This is a genomic window from Lacrimispora xylanolytica, assembly GCF_026723765.1.
GTDB classification, from domain to species: domain Bacteria; phylum Bacillota; class Clostridia; order Lachnospirales; family Lachnospiraceae; genus Lacrimispora; species Lacrimispora xylanolytica.
The window spans coordinates 467569-488680 of the sequence record NZ_CP113524.1 but is presented as its reverse complement, the minus strand read 5'-3'; the positions used below and the strand labels follow the sequence as shown (position 1 = coordinate 488680).

General features: G+C 42.5%; 20 protein-coding genes. 7 read left to right on the top strand and 13 right to left on the bottom strand.

Going from position 1 to position 21112, the window contains the following annotated elements; genetic code table 11:
* Positions 1 to 133: 133 nt before the first annotated feature.
* The 7 genes from OW255_RS02395 to OW255_RS02365 form a co-directional block, all read right to left on the bottom strand.
* Entirely contained in the window at positions 134 to 1183 is a 1050-nt protein-coding gene (locus OW255_RS02395) for a MupG family TIM beta-alpha barrel fold protein (protein WP_268115509.1), read from the bottom strand.
* Positions 1184 to 1186: 3 nt separating this feature from the next.
* Complete coding sequence (locus tag OW255_RS02390) at positions 1187 to 2620, bottom strand: PTS transporter subunit EIIC (RefSeq protein ID WP_024837494.1); 1434 nt, start codon at positions 2618 to 2620, stop codon at positions 1187 to 1189.
* Between the two features lie 38 nt (positions 2621 to 2658).
* Entirely contained in the window at positions 2659 to 3552 is an 894-nt protein-coding gene (gene murQ / locus OW255_RS02385) for an N-acetylmuramic acid 6-phosphate etherase (protein WP_268115508.1), read from the bottom strand.
* 2 nt (positions 3553 to 3554) lie between these two features.
* The gene (locus tag OW255_RS02380) at positions 3555 to 4403 is read right to left on the bottom strand and encodes a MurR/RpiR family transcriptional regulator (protein WP_268115507.1); all 849 of its coding nucleotides are present in this window, start codon (positions 4401 to 4403) and stop codon (positions 3555 to 3557) included.
* A gap of 243 nt (positions 4404 to 4646) precedes the next feature.
* Positions 4647 to 5267, bottom strand: coding sequence for a DJ-1/PfpI family protein (locus OW255_RS02375; RefSeq protein WP_268115506.1), 621 nt, complete (start codon positions 5265 to 5267; stop codon positions 4647 to 4649).
* Positions 5264 to 6196: a helix-turn-helix transcriptional regulator gene (locus OW255_RS02370; protein WP_024837498.1), complete on the bottom strand. Its 933-nt coding sequence runs from the start codon at positions 6194 to 6196 to the stop codon at positions 5264 to 5266. Before OW255_RS02370 ends, OW255_RS02375 begins: the two co-directional genes overlap by 4 nt.
* Positions 6197 to 6203: 7 nt before the next feature.
* A complete protein-coding gene (locus OW255_RS02365) occupies positions 6204 to 6776 on the bottom strand; it encodes a GNAT family N-acetyltransferase (RefSeq protein ID WP_268115505.1) in 573 nt (190 codons plus the stop codon).
* 244 nt (positions 6777 to 7020) lie between these two features.
* Here OW255_RS02365 and OW255_RS02360 point away from each other — a divergent pair, with 244 nt between their 5' ends.
* From OW255_RS02360 to OW255_RS02340, 5 genes are all read left to right on the top strand, one after another.
* On the top strand, positions 7021 to 7692 hold the full coding sequence (locus OW255_RS02360) for a polyphosphate polymerase domain-containing protein (RefSeq protein ID WP_024837500.1): 672 nt from the start codon (positions 7021 to 7023) through the stop codon (positions 7690 to 7692).
* Positions 7693 to 7715: 23 nt separating this feature from the next.
* Positions 7716 to 8387: a DUF4956 domain-containing protein gene (locus OW255_RS02355; protein ID WP_035317695.1), complete on the top strand. Its 672-nt coding sequence runs from the start codon at positions 7716 to 7718 to the stop codon at positions 8385 to 8387.
* A 10-nt stretch (positions 8388 to 8397) separates the two neighbouring features.
* Positions 8398 to 9792 carry a CotH kinase family protein gene (locus OW255_RS02350; protein WP_268115504.1) on the top strand — a complete coding sequence of 465 codons (1395 nt, stop codon included), beginning with the start codon at positions 8398 to 8400 and terminating at the stop codon, positions 9790 to 9792.
* A gap of 78 nt (positions 9793 to 9870) precedes the next feature.
* A complete protein-coding gene (locus tag OW255_RS02345; protein WP_268115503.1) occupies positions 9871 to 10578 on the top strand; it encodes a response regulator transcription factor in 708 nt (235 codons plus the stop codon).
* Between the two features lie 4 nt (positions 10579 to 10582).
* Positions 10583 to 11866, top strand: a complete 1284-nt coding sequence (locus OW255_RS02340; RefSeq protein ID WP_155857767.1) for a sensor histidine kinase — start codon at positions 10583 to 10585, stop codon at positions 11864 to 11866.
* 1 nt (position 11867) lies between these two features.
* On the opposite strand, the gene allE is transcribed toward OW255_RS02340, so the two are convergent.
* The 4 genes from allE to OW255_RS02320 form a co-directional block, all read right to left on the bottom strand.
* The gene (gene allE / locus OW255_RS02335; RefSeq protein WP_268115502.1) at positions 11868 to 12659 is read right to left on the bottom strand and encodes a (S)-ureidoglycine aminohydrolase; all 792 of its coding nucleotides are present in this window, start codon (positions 12657 to 12659) and stop codon (positions 11868 to 11870) included.
* A 151-nt stretch (positions 12660 to 12810) separates the two neighbouring features.
* Positions 12811 to 14079: a glucuronoarabinoxylan endo-1,4-beta-xylanase XynC gene (gene xynC, locus OW255_RS02330; protein ID WP_024837506.1), complete on the bottom strand. Its 1269-nt coding sequence runs from the start codon at positions 14077 to 14079 to the stop codon at positions 12811 to 12813.
* A gap of 26 nt (positions 14080 to 14105) precedes the next feature.
* Positions 14106 to 15689, bottom strand: coding sequence for a glycoside hydrolase family 43 protein (locus OW255_RS02325; RefSeq protein WP_268115501.1), 1584 nt, complete (start codon positions 15687 to 15689; stop codon positions 14106 to 14108).
* Positions 15690 to 15812: 123 nt separating this feature from the next.
* Positions 15813 to 17294 (bottom strand): glycoside hydrolase family 43 protein, encoded by a 1482-nt coding sequence (locus OW255_RS02320; RefSeq protein WP_268115500.1) that lies wholly within the window; start codon positions 17292 to 17294, stop codon positions 15813 to 15815.
* Between the two features lie 475 nt (positions 17295 to 17769).
* Here OW255_RS02320 and OW255_RS02315 point away from each other — a divergent pair, with 475 nt between their 5' ends.
* Complete coding sequence (locus tag OW255_RS02315) at positions 17770 to 18654, top strand: N-acetylmuramidase domain-containing protein (protein ID WP_268115499.1); 885 nt, start codon at positions 17770 to 17772, stop codon at positions 18652 to 18654.
* Between the two features lie 154 nt (positions 18655 to 18808).
* On the opposite strand, the gene OW255_RS02310 is transcribed toward OW255_RS02315, so the two are convergent.
* Positions 18809 to 19468, bottom strand: coding sequence for a hypothetical protein (locus tag OW255_RS02310; RefSeq protein ID WP_268115498.1), 660 nt, complete (start codon positions 19466 to 19468; stop codon positions 18809 to 18811).
* 205 nt (positions 19469 to 19673) lie between these two features.
* Between OW255_RS02310 and OW255_RS02305 the strand changes: the two genes are divergently transcribed.
* Positions 19674 to 20339 (top strand): CatA-like O-acetyltransferase, encoded by a 666-nt coding sequence (locus OW255_RS02305; RefSeq protein ID WP_268115497.1) that lies wholly within the window; start codon positions 19674 to 19676, stop codon positions 20337 to 20339.
* A gap of 33 nt (positions 20340 to 20372) precedes the next feature.
* Here the strand turns inward: OW255_RS02305 and OW255_RS02300 are convergent, their stop codons facing one another.
* On the bottom strand, positions 20373 to 21077 hold the full coding sequence (locus OW255_RS02300; RefSeq protein ID WP_268115496.1) for an EFR1 family ferrodoxin: 705 nt from the start codon (positions 21075 to 21077) through the stop codon (positions 20373 to 20375).
* Between the last annotated feature and the right edge of the window lie 35 nt (positions 21078 to 21112).

Sequence of the window (21112 nt, the reverse complement as noted above, 5' to 3'; positions counted from 1 at the left end):
ATTGGAATGAAACATACGGATAGTTCAATGAATCCTCTGTACAATTTAATAGTATCATTCCTTTCTTAAAATGAAAAGAGGCAGCCACCATGAATGCAAAAAAAGAGAGTCAGTTAAGACTCTCTTTCCAGGATTAAATAAACTTGATACCAAATCCATTTCGAAGGTAGGGAAGATATTTCATATCCTTTTCCTTTATCTGACCAATCAGGTTCAGCCGGGGATCCAGGGGAAGCTCCACCCTTGCGATTTCAAGCTCTCCCATATATCTTAAATAATCCTTGTTGGAAATGCAGATGCTTCCTGCTTTCCTGACTTTATTTTTCTGGTTCTTATCCGGAAGGATCTCCTGCCCATACTGTCTCGATTCCTGAGACCGGAATAAATAGCTGCTGGAATCCGGTCTGTCATGATGTATGGTACTCTTCACGAACTCATAGGGGGGAAGAAGGTCAGCTTCCAGTTCTACATACCCATTGTTTAAGCTCTTGATGCCTTCCCACTCACTCCCCTTAATATCCACATCACCGATAAGCACCACATCGCAGCACCCGTTAAAAAACAGCTCCAGCATATTGAAAACAACGTCATCCTTACGCCTTCTGTGTTCCTCTACCGTAGGAAGTCCTTCCATCAGTGGTCCCCGAAGCTCTAAATTTCCTGGCACAAATGCCATGGTCATAAATCCCAGATACTTTAACCGCTGATTGATTTCCTTCACCCGTTCCAGGGACAGTCCGGTAAATTCCTTGGGATAAAAGTTATGGCAAGCGGCAAACTTTGTAAAATCAGCCCCGTACTGCTTCCATTCTAGAAGTTCCTCCTCGGTAATGGTAGAGGCATTAAAAACGACATGGAACCGTTTGGAAATATCTACCACATCTCTGGCTGTAAATCCATAGTCCAGCCTTACATGGGTAATACCAAGGTCTCCTAACTCATGGAGACTATTTACTCCTAGCTTTTTGAAGGTTTCCGGGCCAACGTCTACAATTACGTTGCAATGATGTTCCTTGCAAAGAGTTAAAAGACATATAATATCCTGGCGGTAGTTGACTCCAGTTTCTTCAGGAATGTGGAGGGAGGTAAAAATATACTGTACTCCATGCTCTCCCGCCTTTTTTATCATCCCCCTGTTTTTCTCCATACCGCTTGAGAAATAAAGTGAGATTCCAGTTTTCATAAATTATTCTCCGTATACTTCGTTGATTCTGTCTTCATCTACACCAAAGAAATAAGTAACAAGGAATCCACCTGCATAAGCGGTCAGCATGGAAAGGATAAATCCAAGCTGCTGTCCCGGCTGTACAATTAAGAGTCCGAACAGGCCGGAAACGCCCTGAGAAACGGTGCCAAGATGAAGAAGGGCTGCCAGTGCTCCGCCAAAACCGCTGCCGATACAGGCAGTAAGAAAGGACCGTCCAAGAGGCAGTGTTACCGCATACATAAGAGGCTCTCCAATTCCAAGAATGCCTACAGGAATGGAATCCTTAATATAGCGTTTTAGCTTCTTATTCTTTGTTTTTAAGTATAAGGCTAAGCCTGCACCTACCTGGCCTCCGCCTGCCATCATAAGGATAGGAAGCAGATAGTTGATACCTGCGGTGGCTCCGGCGGGATCATTTAACATGGAGTGGATGGGGGTAAGTGCCTGATGGAGCCCAACGGCTACTAAGGGTAAAAATCCTGCGGATAAAATATAACCGCCTACTACGCCCATCTTTTCATATGCAAAGCTTAAAACAGCAAAGATCACTTTTGTAAGACCTGCTCCTAAAGGCTGTATCACCAAAAGGGCCACAATGCCACCAATGATCAGCACCAGAAGGGGACTGATGAAGGTATCAATGAGATCCGGCATAATCTTTCGGATCCTCTTCTCCAGGACTGCAAAGAACATACCTGCGATGAGAGCTGCCAAAAGGCCGCCGGAAGCCGGGTTAAATACAGTGTTTGTGATAGGCAGGATAATCTGAGCGTCCTTAACCGTTGCCAGTAAAGGCATAGCAGGATTGACAATGGACATAGCTCCTGCGATGGCGCCCAGGGCACCGGAACCGCCAAATTCTCTTGCCGCATTATAACCTACTAAAATGGGCAGATAGGCAAACAGTGCCCAGCCCATGGTACGGATGCAGGCATACCACCAGACTCCGGAAAGAGATCCGCCTGTGGATACGTTGATTACATTGCAGATTCCATTAATAAGACCTGCTGCGATGATTCCGGGTAACAGTGCCACGAATATATTAGCGATCTTCTTTAAGAAACGCTGGACCGGTTTATCGTACTTTGCTTTTTGCAGGGCCTTATTCTCTTTTGCCACATCATCAATGCTCTGTACCTCTCCCCCGTCTTGTGCCTGACCCTTTGGAAGCCCTGTCAGCTGATAGAATTCATCTAAAACCTTGTTTACTTTTCCCGGACCAAAGACGATCTGAAGCGTGTCACTCTCTACCACCCCAAGAACACCTTCCACCTGTTTAATCCTTTCAATCTCTACCTTTGATGTGTCCTTTAACCCAATGCGAAGCCTTGTCATACAGGCGGCGTTGGAGGTAATATTGGACGTTCCTCCTAAAAGCTCAATGAGCGCTTCACTGATTTTTTTGTAATCCATAATTCACCCTCCTCTAGATTTTTGCTTTGCTCTTCTATCTATTTTAAAGCCTTTCGGATATTCCCTCCGGCTATTTCAATCTTTTCTCTGGCAGTGGCAGCATCACACCCGGAAAGAATCATTAAAATGGCTGTCTTAACATGACCGTCTGCCTTCTCCAGTTCTTCCTTTGCTCTTTCCCTGCTGCAGTCAGTGGCTGTCATAACAATGTTCTGGGATCTTACCACCAGCTTTTCATTGCTCTGCTTTACATCAACCATAAGGTTTTCATATACCTTTCCAACTCCAATCATGCTGCCGGTTGAAATCATGTTAAGTATCATTTTCTGGGCGGTTCCTGCTTTCAGTCTCGTAGAGCCGGTAAGCACCTCAGGACCCGTTACCGGTTCAATGGCAAGCTTCGCTTCCCTGCCAATATCAGAACCCCGGTTACAGGCTATTGCTACAGTCTTACAGCCAATGGAATCGGCATACTTAAGACCGTAGATTACATAAGGGGTCCTGCCGGAAGCTGCCAGACCTATGACAATATCCTCTTTTTGTAAGCCGATTTCCTTTAGCTCCTCTTCACAAAGAGTCTTACTGTCCTCTGCTCCTTCCACTGCCTCTACAAATGCCTTCTCCCCGCCTGCAATGAGGCCCACCACAAGATCCTTAGAAACCCCAAAGGTGGGTGGACACTCCACAGCATCTAAAACACCTAAGCGGCCTGAAGTACCGGCTCCAATGTATATGATTCTGCCTCCTGACTTCAGACTTTCTGTGGCCCACTCTATGGCAATGGCAACGGAAGGGAGAACCTCCTTAATGGCTGCCACCACATTACCATCCTCCTGGTTCATAATGCCTGCAATCTCCATAGGAGTCATCTGATCCAGGTTCATGGTATCCGGGTTTCGAAGCTCTGTGGTTAATTTTGATAAATCAATCATGGTTACGTTCCTCCGTCCTTTTGTATATGAGTTCTTCCAAACTGTTTCATACAGAATTCGTAATTTCGGTTGACATAAGCGGTGAAAAGAACATCGACCACATTTAACTGGGAGATTCTTGATGACATGGCTCCGCTTCTGTGAATCAGCTCTGTTGCGGCTATGGGAAGCACAAAGTCAGCTTCTGCTGCCAGCTTTGATTCCACAGCTCTGGTGATGGCAATTACCTTTGCTCCATTGGCTTTTGCCTCCTTCGCGCAGGTCAGCATCTCTTCCGTCAGTCCCGAATAACTGATGACAATGGCAAGATCGTTCTTCTTTAGGTTCCTGGCAGTTAAAAACTGGGCATGCCAGTCATCGCATACATTGCAGATTACATCAGCCCGAAGAAGCTTTAAGTACAAATCTTTTGCTACTAAAAGCGAAGTGCCAAGTCCGAATAAGCAAACGCTTCTGCTGGATTCCAAAAGCTTTACGCATTCGGTTATAATCTTTGGCTCCAAAAGCTTTCTGGTGGTTTCCAGGGACTCTATGTTTTTCTTTGTTACCTTATAGATGATGTCCTCCACTGAGTCCTGTGGTGTAATGGTTTGAAATGCAATATCCCTGCTCTCCCTAAACAATGCTACCTCATAGGCCAGGGTACTTTGAAAATCCTTATACCCGTTGCAGCCAAGCTTTTTACAAAGCCTGACAATGGTGGCCGGGGAGGTGTAGGTCTCCTTTGCAATCTCCTTAATGCTCTTTCTCAGCACAGACTCCGGATTTCTCTGAAGCCGGATCATCAGCTCCTTTTCTGCTTCTCCCGCATACTGGAGATAGTCTTCGATTCTTACAAGCAGTCCTTTCATAAGCCTCATCCTCTCTGTAAAGCCAGAAGAAATATGGTTCTTATCTCACAATTTATGTTACTTTCATTCTAGCCTTTTTGTATTAAAGTTTCAATATTTGTCCAAACCTATGAAACTTAATTTCATTATATGATACTTTTTCAGAAGAAAAAAGGGGCTGATTTTCTTACGGAAAGACAGAAAAAAGCTTTCTCTCATCCCGCTGATGCGGAATCAGAAAAAGTTTACATAATTGGTCTGTTTTTAATTTTGAGATGCTTCCATTAATTCCATAAAATATTCCATCCTGCCGGTTGAAAAATAGCCGTACCAGGCATCAATTACTTCCTTGGAATAGATATTTAAGCTCTCCAGAATATACCTTGCCCAGAGCAGGCCTCCTGCGGAGCTGGCGGTAATGACGTTTCCATCCCTGGCTGCCATTTCATTGACATAAAAGCTGCTGCCCGTGTATGTGGGTGAAAGTCCGGTTAAGAACTCTAAAGAATTGCTGGTATGGGTGCGCTTGTTTAAAACGCCTAAGTCAGCCAGGGCAAGGGTGGCTCCGCAGATGGCAGCAACCGGTATCTTCTGTTCGATACAAAGAAGCGCCAGGTCAAGAACCGGCTGATGCACCTCTTCCTTCCAGGTCTCACCTCCAGGAAGTAATAAAGCCCCAACAGAGTCCAAGCTGACTTCCTCAATGGAACAGTCAGGTACCATGGTCATCCCTCCAAGAGTCCTTATAGGTTCCTTTGTAATTCCCACTGTTTTTACCTGGTACTTAACCTCACCTACCATGGTCTGGGCGGTCAGGCCCTGTAGAATATAGCCTGTTTCCCAGTCCGCCATTGTATTTAAAAGATAAATATATACATGTTTCATTTGTTCTCCTCAATTCTTTCATAATGCTTTAAGATATCCGCGCAATCCCTTTGGATCCGCTCAATCAAAGACTTTGGTTCCAATACTCTAACAGCCCCGCCAAAGGATAAAAGAAGTCCATACCAAAAGGTCTCATCCTCCAGAGTAAATACTTCACATTCAAACTCACCGGTTTCATATTCCTTTGTAATGGAAGCCCCTAAGTATTCCCGGCATTTGGATCTGAGCCTGTCCTGGCACAAAAGGCGCACCTTCACTCGTTTCCGGCTATCCTCTCTGCCTTTTAAAAATGCCTTTACCTCATCGATATCATGCTCTCTTCCATTGATTTCTCCCGTAGCCTTCAGTTGATCCATCCGTACCACCTTATACATCCGGTAATCCTGATGCTTTAAGCTGAATCCTATGAGATACCAATGGTACCACTGATAAATCGTACACACAGGTTCTACCTCTACCTGACTTTTTTCATCTTTGGCGTTGGTATAAGAGAATGAAATTCTCACCTTTTTCTGAATCCACTGATTTAAAAGATAGAGAAGCTCATTGGTGTCCCTGTTCTCGTGAACCACGCTTAAGTCCAGAATCATAGGGGATTTGGGGGAAGTTGTCAGGCTTTCTAACTTTTCCAGGGTAGCATTTAACTCCTTATCATGATAAGCAGAAGAGAGGCTTTGTAAGGCACTGACAACAAAGCTGTAATCCATCTCTCCTGCCACCTGCCGCTGCATCTCAAAGGTTTCCATGATTTCAAAACCACCGTCAGTCCCAAAATTAGAAGAGACCGGAATGCCAGCCATACACAGGGTATCCATATCCCTCATAATAGTCCTGATAGAAACTTCAAAATGCTCTGCCAGTACAGATGCCTTTGTTCTGCCATGGTTCAATAAATAAATGGTTATGCCCAACAGTCGGTCAATTTTCATGTACAATTCACTCCTGTGTTTTTGTAAGAACGAAATAATCTCCATATTCTGTCCCATCATGGCCAATCAGCGTATGGCCCGTAGGTGAAAATCCCAGTGCAAGAAGCGCCTGGATCCTTTCTTTGGCTTCTATAACTGCCTTGGCGGCAATCAAGCTGCAATCAAAAAGCTCCCAGGTGTTTGGCACCACTAAGGAAAGTATGTCCTCAATCACCTCTTTCCTTTCATAATCACTCCGAAGATCCAGCCGTAATAAGCCGCAATCATGAAAGTAATCCACAGAATTCCGGTGAAACAGTTCTATTGTCCCCACCACTTCCTTTTTCTCCTTTACAAAAATCCCCCAGCGGACAAACCGCTTTTTCTCATACTCTGAAATCCAGAACCGGATTGCCTCTTCCATACGGTCTAAGGTGCTGTAATAAAACAAGTCTCCGTGGCAGTTATCGCTGTTAAAGAGTGGGACTGACCTTTCATCCCCATAGACCTTTAATAAATCAGGCGCGTCCTTCATGGTTACAAGGGTTAGTACATACTGATTATTTTCCATAACCGGACAGCTTTTATATACATCCTCCATAGTAAACTCCTCCTTCCAGATTAATATATCAAAACGTCTATGACACCTGTATGTCATAGTGATTTTTCTTGCCCGTACTAATCCATATCCGTTACTAACTATTATAAATGATGCAAATTTTCGTGTCCATTCCAATCACCTTACCAAATTCAGTTAAGAGTCTTTTAGAAACGATTTAGAAACTATTAATAACCATGTACTAAAATAGTCTTATCATTAAAATAAGAATAAAGGAGGAAGTTTATTGAAGTTTAGACATGAATGGAAACATGAAATATCTTATAGTGACATGATAGCAATCCGCCAACGTCTCCTTGCGGTTGCAACATTAGATTCCCATGCGATCAATGGAACCTATAAAATCCGCAGCCTGTATTTTGATGATTTTCAGGATCAGGCATTGCGGGATAAGATTGATGGCATAAGCAGACGGGAAAAATTCCGTATCCGCTACTACAATGACAATCTGGACTTCATTTACCTTGAAAAGAAAAGTAAGGTCGGAGGACTCGGAAACAAACAAAGCGTTTCTCTTTCCAGGCAGGAGGCACAGGATGTGGTGGATGGGCAGATTGAGTGGATGAAAGCCAGGGAGGAACCTTTAATCCAGGAATTATATTTTAAAATGACCACCTGTGGGCTGAGGCCAAAAACAATTGTAGATTACATCAGAGAGCCCTTTATCTTTAAGCCGGGAAATGTACGGGTTACTCTGGACTACGATATTCGTACCGGCCTTCACTCCATTGATTTTCTCAATCCCCACTGTCCCATGATTCCAGCAGGGGATAGCGGGATCGTAATGGAGGTAAAATGGGATGAGTTTCTCCCTTCCATCATACGCGATACCGTTCAGCTTACCGGTCGGAGGGTTTCTGCATTTTCTAAATACGCAGTCTGCCGTTTATACGGCTAATTATAATGAAAAGGGGTATATGTATGAATTTTAGTGATGTTTTTAAATCAAGCTTTGTGGACAAGGTAACGAGTATTAGCTTATTGGATATGCTAGTGGCATTGCTGCTATCCTTTTGCATTGGATTATTTATCTGCTACATATACAAATTGACCTACAACGGAGTTCTGTTCTCTTCCAGCTTTGCAGTCACCTTAATGGCCTTAACTATGATTACAACCATTGTAATCCTGGCTGTGACCTCTAATGTAGTGCTTTCACTGGGAATGGTAGGTGCACTCTCAATCGTAAGATTTCGAACGGCGATCAAGGAACCACTTGATATTGCCTTCTTATTCTGGTCCATTGCAGTAGGCATTATCCTGGCTGCCGGTTTGATACCTTTAGCTGTGATTGGAAGCATTGTTATCGGCTCCGTACTTCTTATTTTTGTAAATAAGAAAATTTATACCAACCCATATATTGTAGTACTCCAATGCGACGGCTACCATGTAGAAGCAAAGGCCAAGGAATACCTTAATACAAAAACATTGAAATGCGTTGTTAAAAGTAAGACCGTAAGAAAAGGAGCCATTGAAGTTAATTTAGAGGTTCGTTTAAAGGATAATAATACGGATTTTGTCAATGAATTATCGGAAATAGAAGGGGTACATAGCGCTGTGTTAGTAAGCTACAATGGAGATTATATGGGATAGGAGGAACAGAATGTCTACAAACAAGCATTTAGGGAAACTATCCCTTACCTTCCTAATTCTGGCCCTTCTTATTACAGGCGCATTGTATAACGGTGATAAACTGGGACTGAAATCTCAGGATAAATCCATGGAATATGAAAAGCGCCTGTTTGACGATTCCCGCGTTCACACCATTAACATTGTGATGGACGATTGGGATAAGTTTATCGCTTCTGCTAAGGATAAAAAATATTCCGCCTGTACCATTATCATTGATGGAGAAACGTTTACTAACGTGGGAATCCGCGCCAAAGGCTCATCCTCTCTGACCGATGCAGCAGACGCTGGCAGTACCAGATATAGCTTTAAGGTTGAATTTGACCATTATGAAAAGGCAATCAACTATCATGGACTTGATAAAATATCATTAAATAACATGATTCATGACAGTACTTATATGATGGATTACTTAGCCTATCAGATGATGGGAGACTTCGGTGTCAGCAGTCCCTTAAGCAGTTATACCAACATCCTGGTAAACGGTGAAAAATGGGGTTTTTATCTGGCGGTTGAGGGCTTGGAAGAATCCTTTTTGAAACGAAATTATGGTATTAACTACGGTAATTTATATAAACCTGAGGGCAAAGAAGAAGAGGCCGATGGGAAAGAGGAAGAGCTCCAGCCAGATGACCAGGAAGAGAGATTCACTCCAGATGTGAATCTGCAATATATCAATGACGATCCAAAGAGCTATTCCATCTTCTTTGATCATGCCAAAACAAAGATATCTTCCAAGGATAAGAAGCGTTTTATCTCAGCCATCAGAGAGCTGAACTTGGGGAATCATTTTAATAAGGTATTGGATACAGAAAAGGTAATACGTTATTTTGTTGTTCACAACTTCGTGGTAAATGGGGACAGCTACACCGGCGAAGATGCCCACAATTATTATCTCTACGAGAAAGATGGCCGATTATCCATGATCCCATGGGACTACAATATGTCCTTTGGTACATTTTCTCACGAAGACTCCACCCTGGCGGTTAATGTGCCAATCAACGAAGCCTTAAAAGACCGCCCCATGCAAAGCTGGATCATGAAAGATAGTAAGTATCAAAAAATGTATCAGGACTATTACAGGAAATTTCTTGATTCTTCTGATATTGCCAAACGAATCCAACAAACCGCATTGCTCATCTCCCCTCATGTTGAGAAAGACCCAAGTAAATTCTGCACCTATGAAGAATATCAAAAGGCCGTCAATACATTAAACCGCTTCTGTCAATTACGGACAGAAAGCATCAGGGGACAGTTAAACGGAACTATACCTTCAACCATCAGCGATCAGGCTGCGAACAAAGCAGCTTTGATTGATGCATCAGACATTCATATCAATGATATGAAAAATAAGAAATTAATGAACTAATTATGGCGTAACAATAATTTTATTCTCCATGGAAATATGATAAAATGCATGTAACAAAGAGTTAAGAAGAGGGCTGAAATGAAAAAAGCTACGATTATAATTATTGAAGATGATGCTGATATCCGTGAGGGAATTCGGATTTTATTGGAAAGCGAGCATTATAAAGTTTTTGAGGCAGAGAATGGGGAAACAGGTATTTCATTGTTAAATGAATACGTTGACCTTGTAATACTGGATGTCATGATGCCTGGAATGTCTGGAATCAGGACTTGCGAAGAAATCAGGAAATTTTCTTTCGTGCCAATCATATTCCTGACTGCAAAATCAAGCGATTCCGACAAGCTCATCGGACTTATGGCTGGCGGCGATGATTATCTGGCAAAGCCCTTTTCTTACTCTGAGCTTCTTGGCAGAGTAAAAGCACAAATCAGACGTTATCAAATTTATCGGGGAAAGGAAAAAAACGGACTGGACCTACCGGAACATAAACTCCTGGAAATTGGCAATATCCGTATAAACAAAGATTTTAATGAAGTTTGGGTGGACGACAAAGAGGTAGAATTATCAGAATTGGAATACAGGATTCTTCTATTAATGATGCAGCATCCAAGAAAAGTATTTTCTGCACAAAATATATATGAAAGTGTCTGGAAAGAACCGTATTTTCATTCCTCTAATGGAACTGTTATGGTTCATATCAGTAAATTAAGAGTTAAGATTGAGAAGGTCCATGATAGTCCAACGCATATTAAAACCATATGGGGAAAGGGATATCGATTTGAATAGAGGTATGAAACGTTTAAAAACAGAGTCTCTTCTGGTACTGGTTTTTGCAGGCTTTCTTGCCACTGTATTTTACCTGATGCTAAATTCAGCAGGAAACACGCTGTTAGATGAGTACTTTCAAAACTCTTCTTACATCTCACGCTCCAATGAAAAATGCTTAAACAAGTTTGAAAGCTTTGTAAAACAAGAAAGCATCAAACTTACCGATACCGAAAAGATAAAGTCTTGGCTTCAAAAACAAAAAATGGGCTATGTGGCACTCGCCATAAGTCAGCATGAGAAAATATTATTTGACTCCCTAAACGACCAGTCCGAGGAGGAGGTGGCAAGCTTCTACCGCACCGGTGCCAGCAGAAACATTTCATTCTCCGGAGAATCTGCTACGGTATATTTATCTGGATATTTTGATTATCAGTATTATGTAAAAACTACAGTTGTCGAAGCAATTCTCTCCATACTTCTGTTTCTTGGTATCTTTGTAAAATTTGTTCAGAAAAAAATCGATTATATTATTCAACTGGAAAAAGAAATTAAAATACTGGAAACAGGCTGCCTGGACTATGAAATTACCATAAAGGGCAGTGATGAGCTGGCATCCCTAGCCCAAGGACTGAATGAAATGCGCATCTCTTTATTGGAAAACATGCAAAAAGAAGAGGCTGCCGCACAGGCAAATAACAATTTGGTCGTAAGCGTCTCCCATGACCTGAGAACTCCCCTGACAGCTTTACTTTTATATTTGGATGTTCTGCAAAAAAGTTCATTTTCCAATCGGGAACAATACATAAGCTATCTGGAAAAAGCCCGTACAAAAGCCACCCAGATCAAACGAATGTCAGATCAGCTCTTTCAACGCTTTTTATTGTCAGAGGAAGAAAAACTGCCCCCTGATCCAGTTCAAAAGGCACGTTTTTTTTTCGAGGACATGTTATCCGATATGTCATGCTATCTGACACAGCATGATTTTAATGTGGAAACAAAGATACAGTGGCCGAATGCCAATGTTTCCCTAATGTTCGATTATGTGAATCGAATACTGGATAACGTGAGTTCAAACATCATCAAGTATGCTGATGCACAAAAAACAGTCACCATCAGCCTTCTCCATCAAGAAGGCTGGCTGGTGCTGCAGTTCTCCAATGAGATTGTAAACAAAGAAAAAGGAATGGACAGCACAGGCGTTGGCGTTCAGAATATCTGTACTATGATGGAGGAAATGGGCTGTAAATGCCTGGTAAACAAAAACAATCAAAATTATGTACTGGAACTATGGTTTCAGACTGTATAGGCTAGAGTCTTACGTCCCGATTACAATCCTTAGAATAAATATAAGCAAACATATCTTCCCGTCCTACTCCATATGCCCCCTGGGGACAATAGGCGCCCATGAACAGGTAGTCTCCCTTTTTAACAGGAATCCAATCATTGTCAAGGACGTACATGCCTTCCCCAGAGTAGATGTAGGCTCCATGCTCCTGGATATGAGTCTCAATGTATCCGTGACAGGCTCCTGGCTTAAATGCAAGGATATGAAAGTTCATGTCAAAGCCTAAGTTGGTTGCCGAAGGAAGAAAATCCTTTACCAGCACATCCTCCATGCCTTCATAAGGAACCCAGTCCACATCATTGATATTTCCGATTACCGTATGGGCCTCATACCCCTCGATTTTCTGATACAGCCGTTTATAAAGGAAGCATCTGGCCGCCCTGTCTCCTGTATTTTCAAAATGCAACCTGGTTCCCTCCGGACAGTAGATATAGCCACCGCCTGTAACCACAGCTTCCTCTTTCTCATTCCATACCTTGACCGTTCCCTCAAATACATAGAAAAAGATTTCTTCCCCGGAAACCCCAAATCCCTGTCTGTTTCCACCACCAGGCGCTGCATTTACTAAATAATCCACAAAGGAGGCCCCAAGAAGTGGAGAAGCAAGAATGGTAATCTCGCATTGTGTAAAGCCTGGAATGGTATTTTTCACAAGTCCGTCTGGTTCGAGGACTGCATAATTGCCTTTTTTGATGACAGAGCGAGTGGTTAATATATCCTTCCGGTATCCTGTATTTCCATTTAAGTAGCTCATGATATCCCTCCTAAGATTGTTTTGTATGCGCCTTTATTTACATGAAATCATAGCATATGAGGGAGAAATTGCAATAGAAAAATCCGGATTGGAACACGCTTGTTCCAACCCGGACCTTTATTTCTTATCTTTATCGTCTAATCATTTTATCTTACTTTAACTCAGCCACAAAGGTAGTAACACTTCTTGCAGGAAGCTGGGCAGTAAAGGAACCGCCGGATACCTGATAGCCGGAACCGTAAGAAAGATTTCTGCTTCCGTCTGTCATCCAGGACGCAATGGAACCTACATTCCCGTTCTGAATGGTGAATTTCTGGCTGACCGCAGAGGTATTCTTATTGATTGCTACGATAACGGCTTTTCCACCGCCCTTATAAGCAGATACATAAAGGTTGCTGCCTGGGCTCTTAGTGGCATCTACTCTCACGTAGCCTGGTCTGACGAATTTGGAGAAATGGGCCATGTTATAGCCTCGTTTACTAATGGTTCCGTCTTCCTTCATAGGACCATAGTTTCTGCGGATATACCACCAGACATAGGTCTGGAATTCTGCTTCTACCATGGCATTGTGCATATGAACGGAAACCTCCAGGGCCTCCGGCCATGAATCGGCTGAATTAGCGTTGCTATTTGGATAATACACTTCTGTCATCCAAAGCTCCTTTCCAGCTCCCTTTTGCTTAAACAGGGAATAAGGGAAATTGCTGACTGGAGTACCATACAGATGGGCTCCAAGGATATCCATGTTGGCAAGTGCTGCGGAATCGTTTAAAATAGGGTCTGACATATTTTTTACGTAAGAAAATGATTCTGGTGCAATGACCTTGCAGTTGATGCTTCCTGCATAATTCTTCATGAAATTAAGCATTTCAGCTGGTGTCCACCAGGTCCATTCCTGAGCATAATCCGGCTCATTCTGAACAGAAATGGCATACAGATTAACTCCGTTGTTCTTCATATAAGTTACAAAGTCATTTAAATGCTGAGCATAGGCACCGTACATATTGGAGCGAAGCCGCTTCTGATTGGCTACGCCGTTTCTGGTAAAGGTCTCTATCATATTACTAGGCGGATTCCATGGGGAAGCAAATACAATGGCGCCTTTCTCAATCGCCTTCTTTGCGGTTGCCACTTCTCTGCTCCAGTTGTTCTTATTCTCATCAATAAAGATTCTTAAAACGGAAAATCCAAGCTGATTATTGCCATTACCAAAGGCAGTCTCTCTCTGTGCTGCGGTTAAATCTCCGATCCAGGCCACGTGGTTCATACCGCCAAAGCCGCGGATGAGCTGTTTTTGTGCGGATAGATTGATATAGGCATCACTTGACGCTGCTGCCAGGCTTGTTCTTAACATATCCTCTTTTAAGTTTTCTTCCCCGATTCTATCTACATTCTGTCCATCTAAAATTTTCTGATCCATTTATATTTCCTCCATTTTTTATAATTTTATTTTTTGCCTAAGCTATCAAAACGGAACCAGCTGACATCTACATAACCGCCGGAAGAGGCTGTTGTGAAATTGTAGATACCAAACTTATCTCCCTGGAAAAAGCCAAGGTCAAAGGGCATGTTAAGCTGGCCCCCGAGCTGAGTAAAGTTCACATTGTTGGTGCTGTAAGAAAAGGTCGCTTTGTCTGTAAGCAGGTTGGCATTTGCCCTCAAATAAATGATATTACTTTGCACCACTGGCCCACTCGTAATAGTGCCCTGTCCGTCTTCTTTTGCATTAATATTGGCTACGATCCGCTTCACTCCCCCGGATTTTACAACGCCAATGGAACCGTAAGGGATATTAAGGAGACAAAGTCCTGCCTGATCTCCATCCTTCATATTGGCTGTATCAAGCTCAATGGTTCCCTGGCAGTCAGGTCCCTGGACCCGCTGGGTAAGGGTGTTGCTTGCCCTCCATAAATTCTTAGCCGTCTTTGCACGAAGCCTTAAATAACCAGAGCGTTCGCTTAAGGACCATTTGCTGTTATCCGGGTAATGATTCCACTGCCACTGTACGCCCAGTGTATTGGATTGGAATTCATCACTGGTGGGAATGGATACGGCTGGATAAGAAGCGCCTACATTTGGTTTTTTATAGGTAATTGGCACGCTGCCGATTGGATAGCTCTTTCCTCCTATGGTTACATTTTTTACGGTTGACGGAACGCCAAGGACTGGCCAGTCATTCTGCCACTGCATGGGAACTAAAATATCTCTCCGGCCAACGCCGTTGCAATCCTGGAACACGTAGAACCACCACTCACCTGTAGGGGTATCAATAGGGCCGCCCTGATGGATCTGGCTTCCTCCTGGGATTCTTGGTCCATCTAAAAGGATTCTCATCTCATAGGGTCCATAAATATTTCTGGAGCGCAGGCAATAGGTGTAGGATTCAGGTGGTGTGGAATTACGGAAGATATAATAAAACCCGTTCTTCTTAATCACATGGGTTCCCTCCACCAGATACTTTCCGGTGATCCCTTCAATCCGGGTACTGACCGTACTGCTTACCACGGACTTATAATCACCGCTCAGCTTGCTGATTCTTACATCGTTTGCTTCTGAAATAATGTAGCCCGTTCCGTCATCATCAAGAAACAGTGCCGGATCATGAAAGCCCCGGTCAAAGACTTTTTTGGTATAAGGACCGGCTGGATTGGTAGCAGTACACAGGATAAATCTGCCCTGTGCCTGATAGATGCCCACATAAAATACACCGTTACGATAAGCGATGGTAGGCGCCCAGCAACCATGACCATAGTCCTCAAAGTTATCTGTTAAATTGTAGGATTTCCCGGTTCCGTTTAAATCCTGGGTCACGTATCCAATGATTTCCCAGTTCACAAGATCCTTGGAGTGCATGATAGGAATCGATGGAAAGGATACAAAGGTAGAACTGACCATATAAAAATCATTTCCCACCCGTACCGCTGCGATGTCAGGATAATCTGCGTTTAAAATTGGATTGGTATACGTACCGTCACCATTATCTGACTGCCATGCTAATTTCACTTCTGCTTCATTAATTTGATTGCTCATAGGTAAACCCCCTTCTACAAAAAAGACCTTTCTGTCTTTTTGGACGGTTACAGACGGCAGCTGGTTATATACTCTATTTCAGCCGCACGCTGTAACCAAAACTCAATTCTATTTCACACTGCTTTACGAGAATTTCCAGTAGTCGAACTTAAATAAGTCTCCGCTTCCATTTCCCGTAAATACAAAGAATAATTTATGCACACCAGTGGCACCGCTTATGGAAGTTTCTACCTCTCTCCAGTTTTGTGCACCGCCTGTGTTCGGCACCGTAAGGGTTCCTACAAGGGTGCCGCTTGTGCTGTCAAGGCGTACTTCAATCTTGCCGCCGGAAGTGGAGGCCACATTGGCCTTAAAGCTTCTTGCTCCCTGGGAGCCAAAATCAACGTTTCCTAATCCAATCCAGTCCCCGTTATTAATTCCGGTTACGTTCTGGTTGTAGGAAGGACCGCCAGATGCATAGCATCGTTCAGTTAAAATTCCTCCGTTCCAGCCAATGGTCTCTGCTTCCACCCTCTGATATGGGTTTAAGTTGGAAAGCTGTGCCACGCCAGCATAATCGGCTGCTACCTCACGAATGCTTCCATCGCTGTTATGAATCAGCTTGTTAATGTGAGGGGAACGGTATCCTTTTCCAGAGCCGTATAAGGCCTGGCTCACAGTCTGTGCATGGTAAACCACATACCATTGGTTCTTAAACTGGAATACGCAGTGGTGGTTATTGCCTCCTGACCGGAAGAATACGCCCGGATTTTTCAGGAAATGGCCTGCGTAGGTAAATGGTCCCATTGGGCTTTTGCTGGTCATATATCCGATTTCACCTGCAGGCTTGTCTGACGGGTGAGTGCCGGAGAAGTTGATACAGTAGGAGTAGTAGTAAACCCCGTTATACTTATGCATTCCCGAATCTTCAAACATAAAGGGTGCATCAATGGTAGAGGCACTTCCCACAACGCTGATCATATCACCGCCTAAACGAAGCACTCTGGCCGTTTTGGGATTTGCCTGCTGTGCCTGTGTTGGCCTTGGATCTCCAGGAATTCCGCCGCCGCAGTATAAGTATCCGGTTCCATCGTTGTCAATGAATACCGCAGGATCAAACAGCCATACAACTCCAGGCATACCAGGTGTGTTGGTTGTTACCAGAGCTCTGCCTAAAGGATCGCTCCACGGTCCGATGGGGCTGTCTGCAGTGAGTACACCAATTCCAGCGCCTCCGTTTGCAAAGTAAAGGAAGAACTTATCCTTACCGTTGATATTTTTTACTGCCGCCGCAGGTGCCCAGGAATTACCTGCCCATTTCGCTATACCTTGTCCCCCATTTAAGCCGTTTGCCCCAGCTACAGGAATTGCTCCATGATCGGTCCAGTTTACCATGTCCTCAGAAGATATGACAAAAATACTCTTTAAATTTGCAAAGCTATTGTCCTTAATCGTACCATTGCTGTTGTACTCATAATTGTCGCTGGACATGTAGATGTAAACCCTGCCGTTGTAAGTCAGTGCATAGGGATCAGCTCCCAAATGATGGTCAATGAGTGGGTTAGAATTCCCCACTGATTTTGCAATTGTTGATTTTGCAGCAAGCATAGCTTTTTCATTACCCATAAAATAATTACCTCCTGTTTTTTCTTCTCCATTTGATTTTTTTCATTTTTTTGTTCACCGGAAACGTGTTATTTTTCATCGCTTCTTTTGGTGATAGGCGGCATTTTGGTTCTCCCTGCCGGCTCGAAAGAGAACCTATACTTTTATATGCCATTGTTTTAGCTTCGGTTACCTTTTACTTTTTAGATTTGCAAGTCTATACTATATAAAGATAATTAAGAGAGATTTGTAAACGGGAAAATAAAATAATTTAAATCTATTTTAAGAACCGTAGAATCTCTCTTAAATGCTATTTCAGACTCTAGTATTAATCATAGGCGTTTCCATTTATATTACAAGATTCTTTAATATAGAAGTAATCCGGTCAAACTTTAGAATCTTGATGGGAAACACATTTTAGTTTACAATTTGGAAAAAATCTTCTTTGTATTGAATGAGTTTGCAAATTCAATAAAATATAAAAGGAGATACGATTATGGCAGATTATGATAACTCAAGGTATACATATGCCCAGGTACTGGCAGGTACCGGCTATTACATGAAGGATGATAAGCTTCGATACAGCGCAGGTGTTAAGACCATGCAGACAAAATTAAATACTGCTGGTTACGATAGCGGTACTCCTGATGGAAAATTCGGTGGCGGTACCGATACAGCAGTAAAAAGCTTTCAACGAGCTAAAAGTTTAACCGTAGATGGAAAGGCAGGAAAGGCCACCCTAACCGAACTTGATAAGACAGCAAGCGGTGGAGGAAATGCAAGTGCAGAAGCAAAGAATTTAAAGAAAAAATTCGGATCTATCATTTCTTCTTTTGCCTCCAAAAATTCCATTGGCGAGGATGTATTGGGCGGTTTTATTCTTACGGAATCCTCAGGATCTGGTTTTGTAGATGGAGCACTGAAAATACGGTTTGAAAATCATATTTTCTTAAAAGCAGTTCCCAGTGCTTCCACTACCTTTAAGGTTGAGGATAAAGTTCATTACTATAAAAAGAATGGTAAGTGGTACAAGACACATACCGGTAAGCAGACCAGCGAGTATGAGGCATTTAACCTTGCTAAAAATATAAGTGAAAATTATGCATATTATTCCATCAGCATGGGACTTCCTCAGATTATGGGCTTCAATCATAAAGTTACAGGCTATGATACACCAAAGGCTATGTTTACTGGATTTAGCAAAAGTGAAGACAAACAGATGGAAGGCTTTTGCACCTTTATTGTAAATTACAGCAGTGGAAGTCTATTAAAAGCCTGCCAGTCACGTGATTTCACAAAAATGGGACAGATCTACAATGGGGATGGAAGCACTTACGGACCTAAGTTAAAGGCTAACGCAGCTGATTATGCAAAGGCATAACCTGGCTAAGGCAGACCGCGAGGGATTTAAAGACTTAGGTGCTATCTGACTCTGTTAAAATTAAGCACACAAAAACACGCCTTCTCTTCAAGGCGTGTTTTTGTGTGCTTCCAATATTAATAAATTCCAATCGCAGATTCTCTATGCGATACAGTTACTTATTTTTCAGATATTCATAAACATTGTTAATTGTTAAGTTGTTTTCCTCCATATGGTCAGTGATATCCTGCATCAGATCTTTAGCAAGAATAAATTTCTTTCCATCTGCCAGAAAAATTCTAACCCTTGGACGAGGTTCCATGCCCTGAGGCCCCGCACCTGTAATGTAGTTTATAATAACAATTACATCCTTTAGATTGTCATGATTCACGTCACGAAATCCCACGGACGCTACGCTGTCAAAAAGGCCTCCAAATTCATCGGTTTTGTTATTTTCTCCTAAAAACGGAAACTCATATACTACCTTTTTATCCTTCATCAAATAAAAGGTGACATCTTCAAAATCAGCACCTGGATCTGGCCCATACGTTACAAAAGTGACATTTCCCCAGTCATTTAAGTCCACCGGGAAGGTTTGATCTTTAACGATACGATCTTCAGCCAAAGTTACATTTAGAACAGCTTCTGAAGAATCTTTAGATTCTTTTTGAGTTTCACTTTCCTCATTCTGCTGAGTCGTGGACTCTATCTTGATTGAACCCTGACTTGAACTTTTTGCTGCCTCTGTGACTGCTTCCGATTGTGCTTTCTGACAACCTGAGATCAGACACAAGCTTACTACTGCTGTTACCAATAAAACTGCTTTCCTTTTCATTCTGTTGCCCCCTAAAACATATTTGTTATATATCTTATTCATTATATCATATCTTTTTTGTCTTGTGTTTACAGACTTATATAAGAATCAGGCGGGCTATGAACATCGGACTCTACGAAGCGTTTATTGTCAGCACTTTTGGGGGGCATTATAATTGGAACGAAGCCATTCGATTCTACGTAATGCTTATGAGGAGATAAAAGCAATGGAAAATAACAAATTTACCCCTTTGGATTTACAATCCTGGTCAAGAGGCCAGATGTTTTATTATTTTACCCAGATGACGCTTACCGGGTTTTCACTGACAGCTACTTTAGATATCACGATTATGAAAAAAGCATTGGAAGAGCGTCAGTTCAAATTCTTTCCTGCCTTTGTATGGGCAGTAACCACAATATTAAATCAGCACATGGAATTTAAGATTGCAATTAAAGAAGAGATGCTTGGCTACTGGGATACTCTTACCCCTCTGTATCCAACCTTTCATGAAGATAATAAAACCATTTCTCAGATATGGACACCTTATTCCAACGTATTTAAAGATTTTTATTCCGGATACCTGGACAATGAAAAAGAGTACGGCAATCATCGTGGAGTACTGGCTCAGCCGGTTTCATCTCTTCCAGCGAACTGCTATTCCGTGTCTTGTCTGCCATGGATCGATTTTCAACATTTTTCCCTCCACAGCTATGAAAACAAGCCATATTATTTCCCAACCATTGAAGGAGGTAAATTTACCGCCAATGGAGACAAAGTTTCTATGCCGATTTCCATATCGGTACATCATGCCACAACAGATGGCTGGCATGTAAAATGCTTTTTAGAGGAGCTGCAGGCTTTGATGAATGAGCCTCTAACATGGTTGGATTGATTGGTTTAATGAATGATTAATCCTTTTGCCATCTTAAGCCTGCTGTCTGTACTGATATCTCTCCCTTTTCTCTGTAAATCTTCCGTACTGAACAGCCTTCTGCCTGCATCCGTGCAGGCAGCTTAGGCAAAAGGTACAGTCTTCTTTCCATACAGGCTTTCCATCTACCATTTTAATGGTATTGCAGGGGCAGTTCCGTTCGCATTGTCTGCATCCGTTGCATGACTGAGTCACGAAGAATTTTTTCGTGTGATCAGTCCTTCGATAAGCGTATCCCGTAAGTGGAGATACAAACGCCAGACTTCCTTTATTTATCTTCTGGATATGTTCTTTCTTTACAATCAAAGATAAGACGTTTTCAATCTCAGCTTCGGCATTCTTTAAAAGACTAATTTGCTTTTCTCTGCTTACGATGTCATATCCAACCACGTAATTATCTACCATCTTGACGCCAAACGCTGCATCCAGCTTTAACTGTTTTTCTTCCAACATATTTTTAAGCCGGTCCATGATACCTCCTGCGGAGAAACCATAGGAAGCGATGGCATATACATATTGACCCCTATAACCAGATAGACGAAGGTGTTTTATAAAGCGTTCCACCATCGTAGGAAGCGTGTACCAATAAACAGGAAATACAAATCCAATGGACTCCTGCTCCCCAATTTCATAGGTTATGTCCTCCTTTAACCTGGATTTACTCATGAAAACCAGGCTGTCCCCTGTTTCTTTTGACACTTTCTCCGCTATATGTTTAGAATTACCTGTCCCAC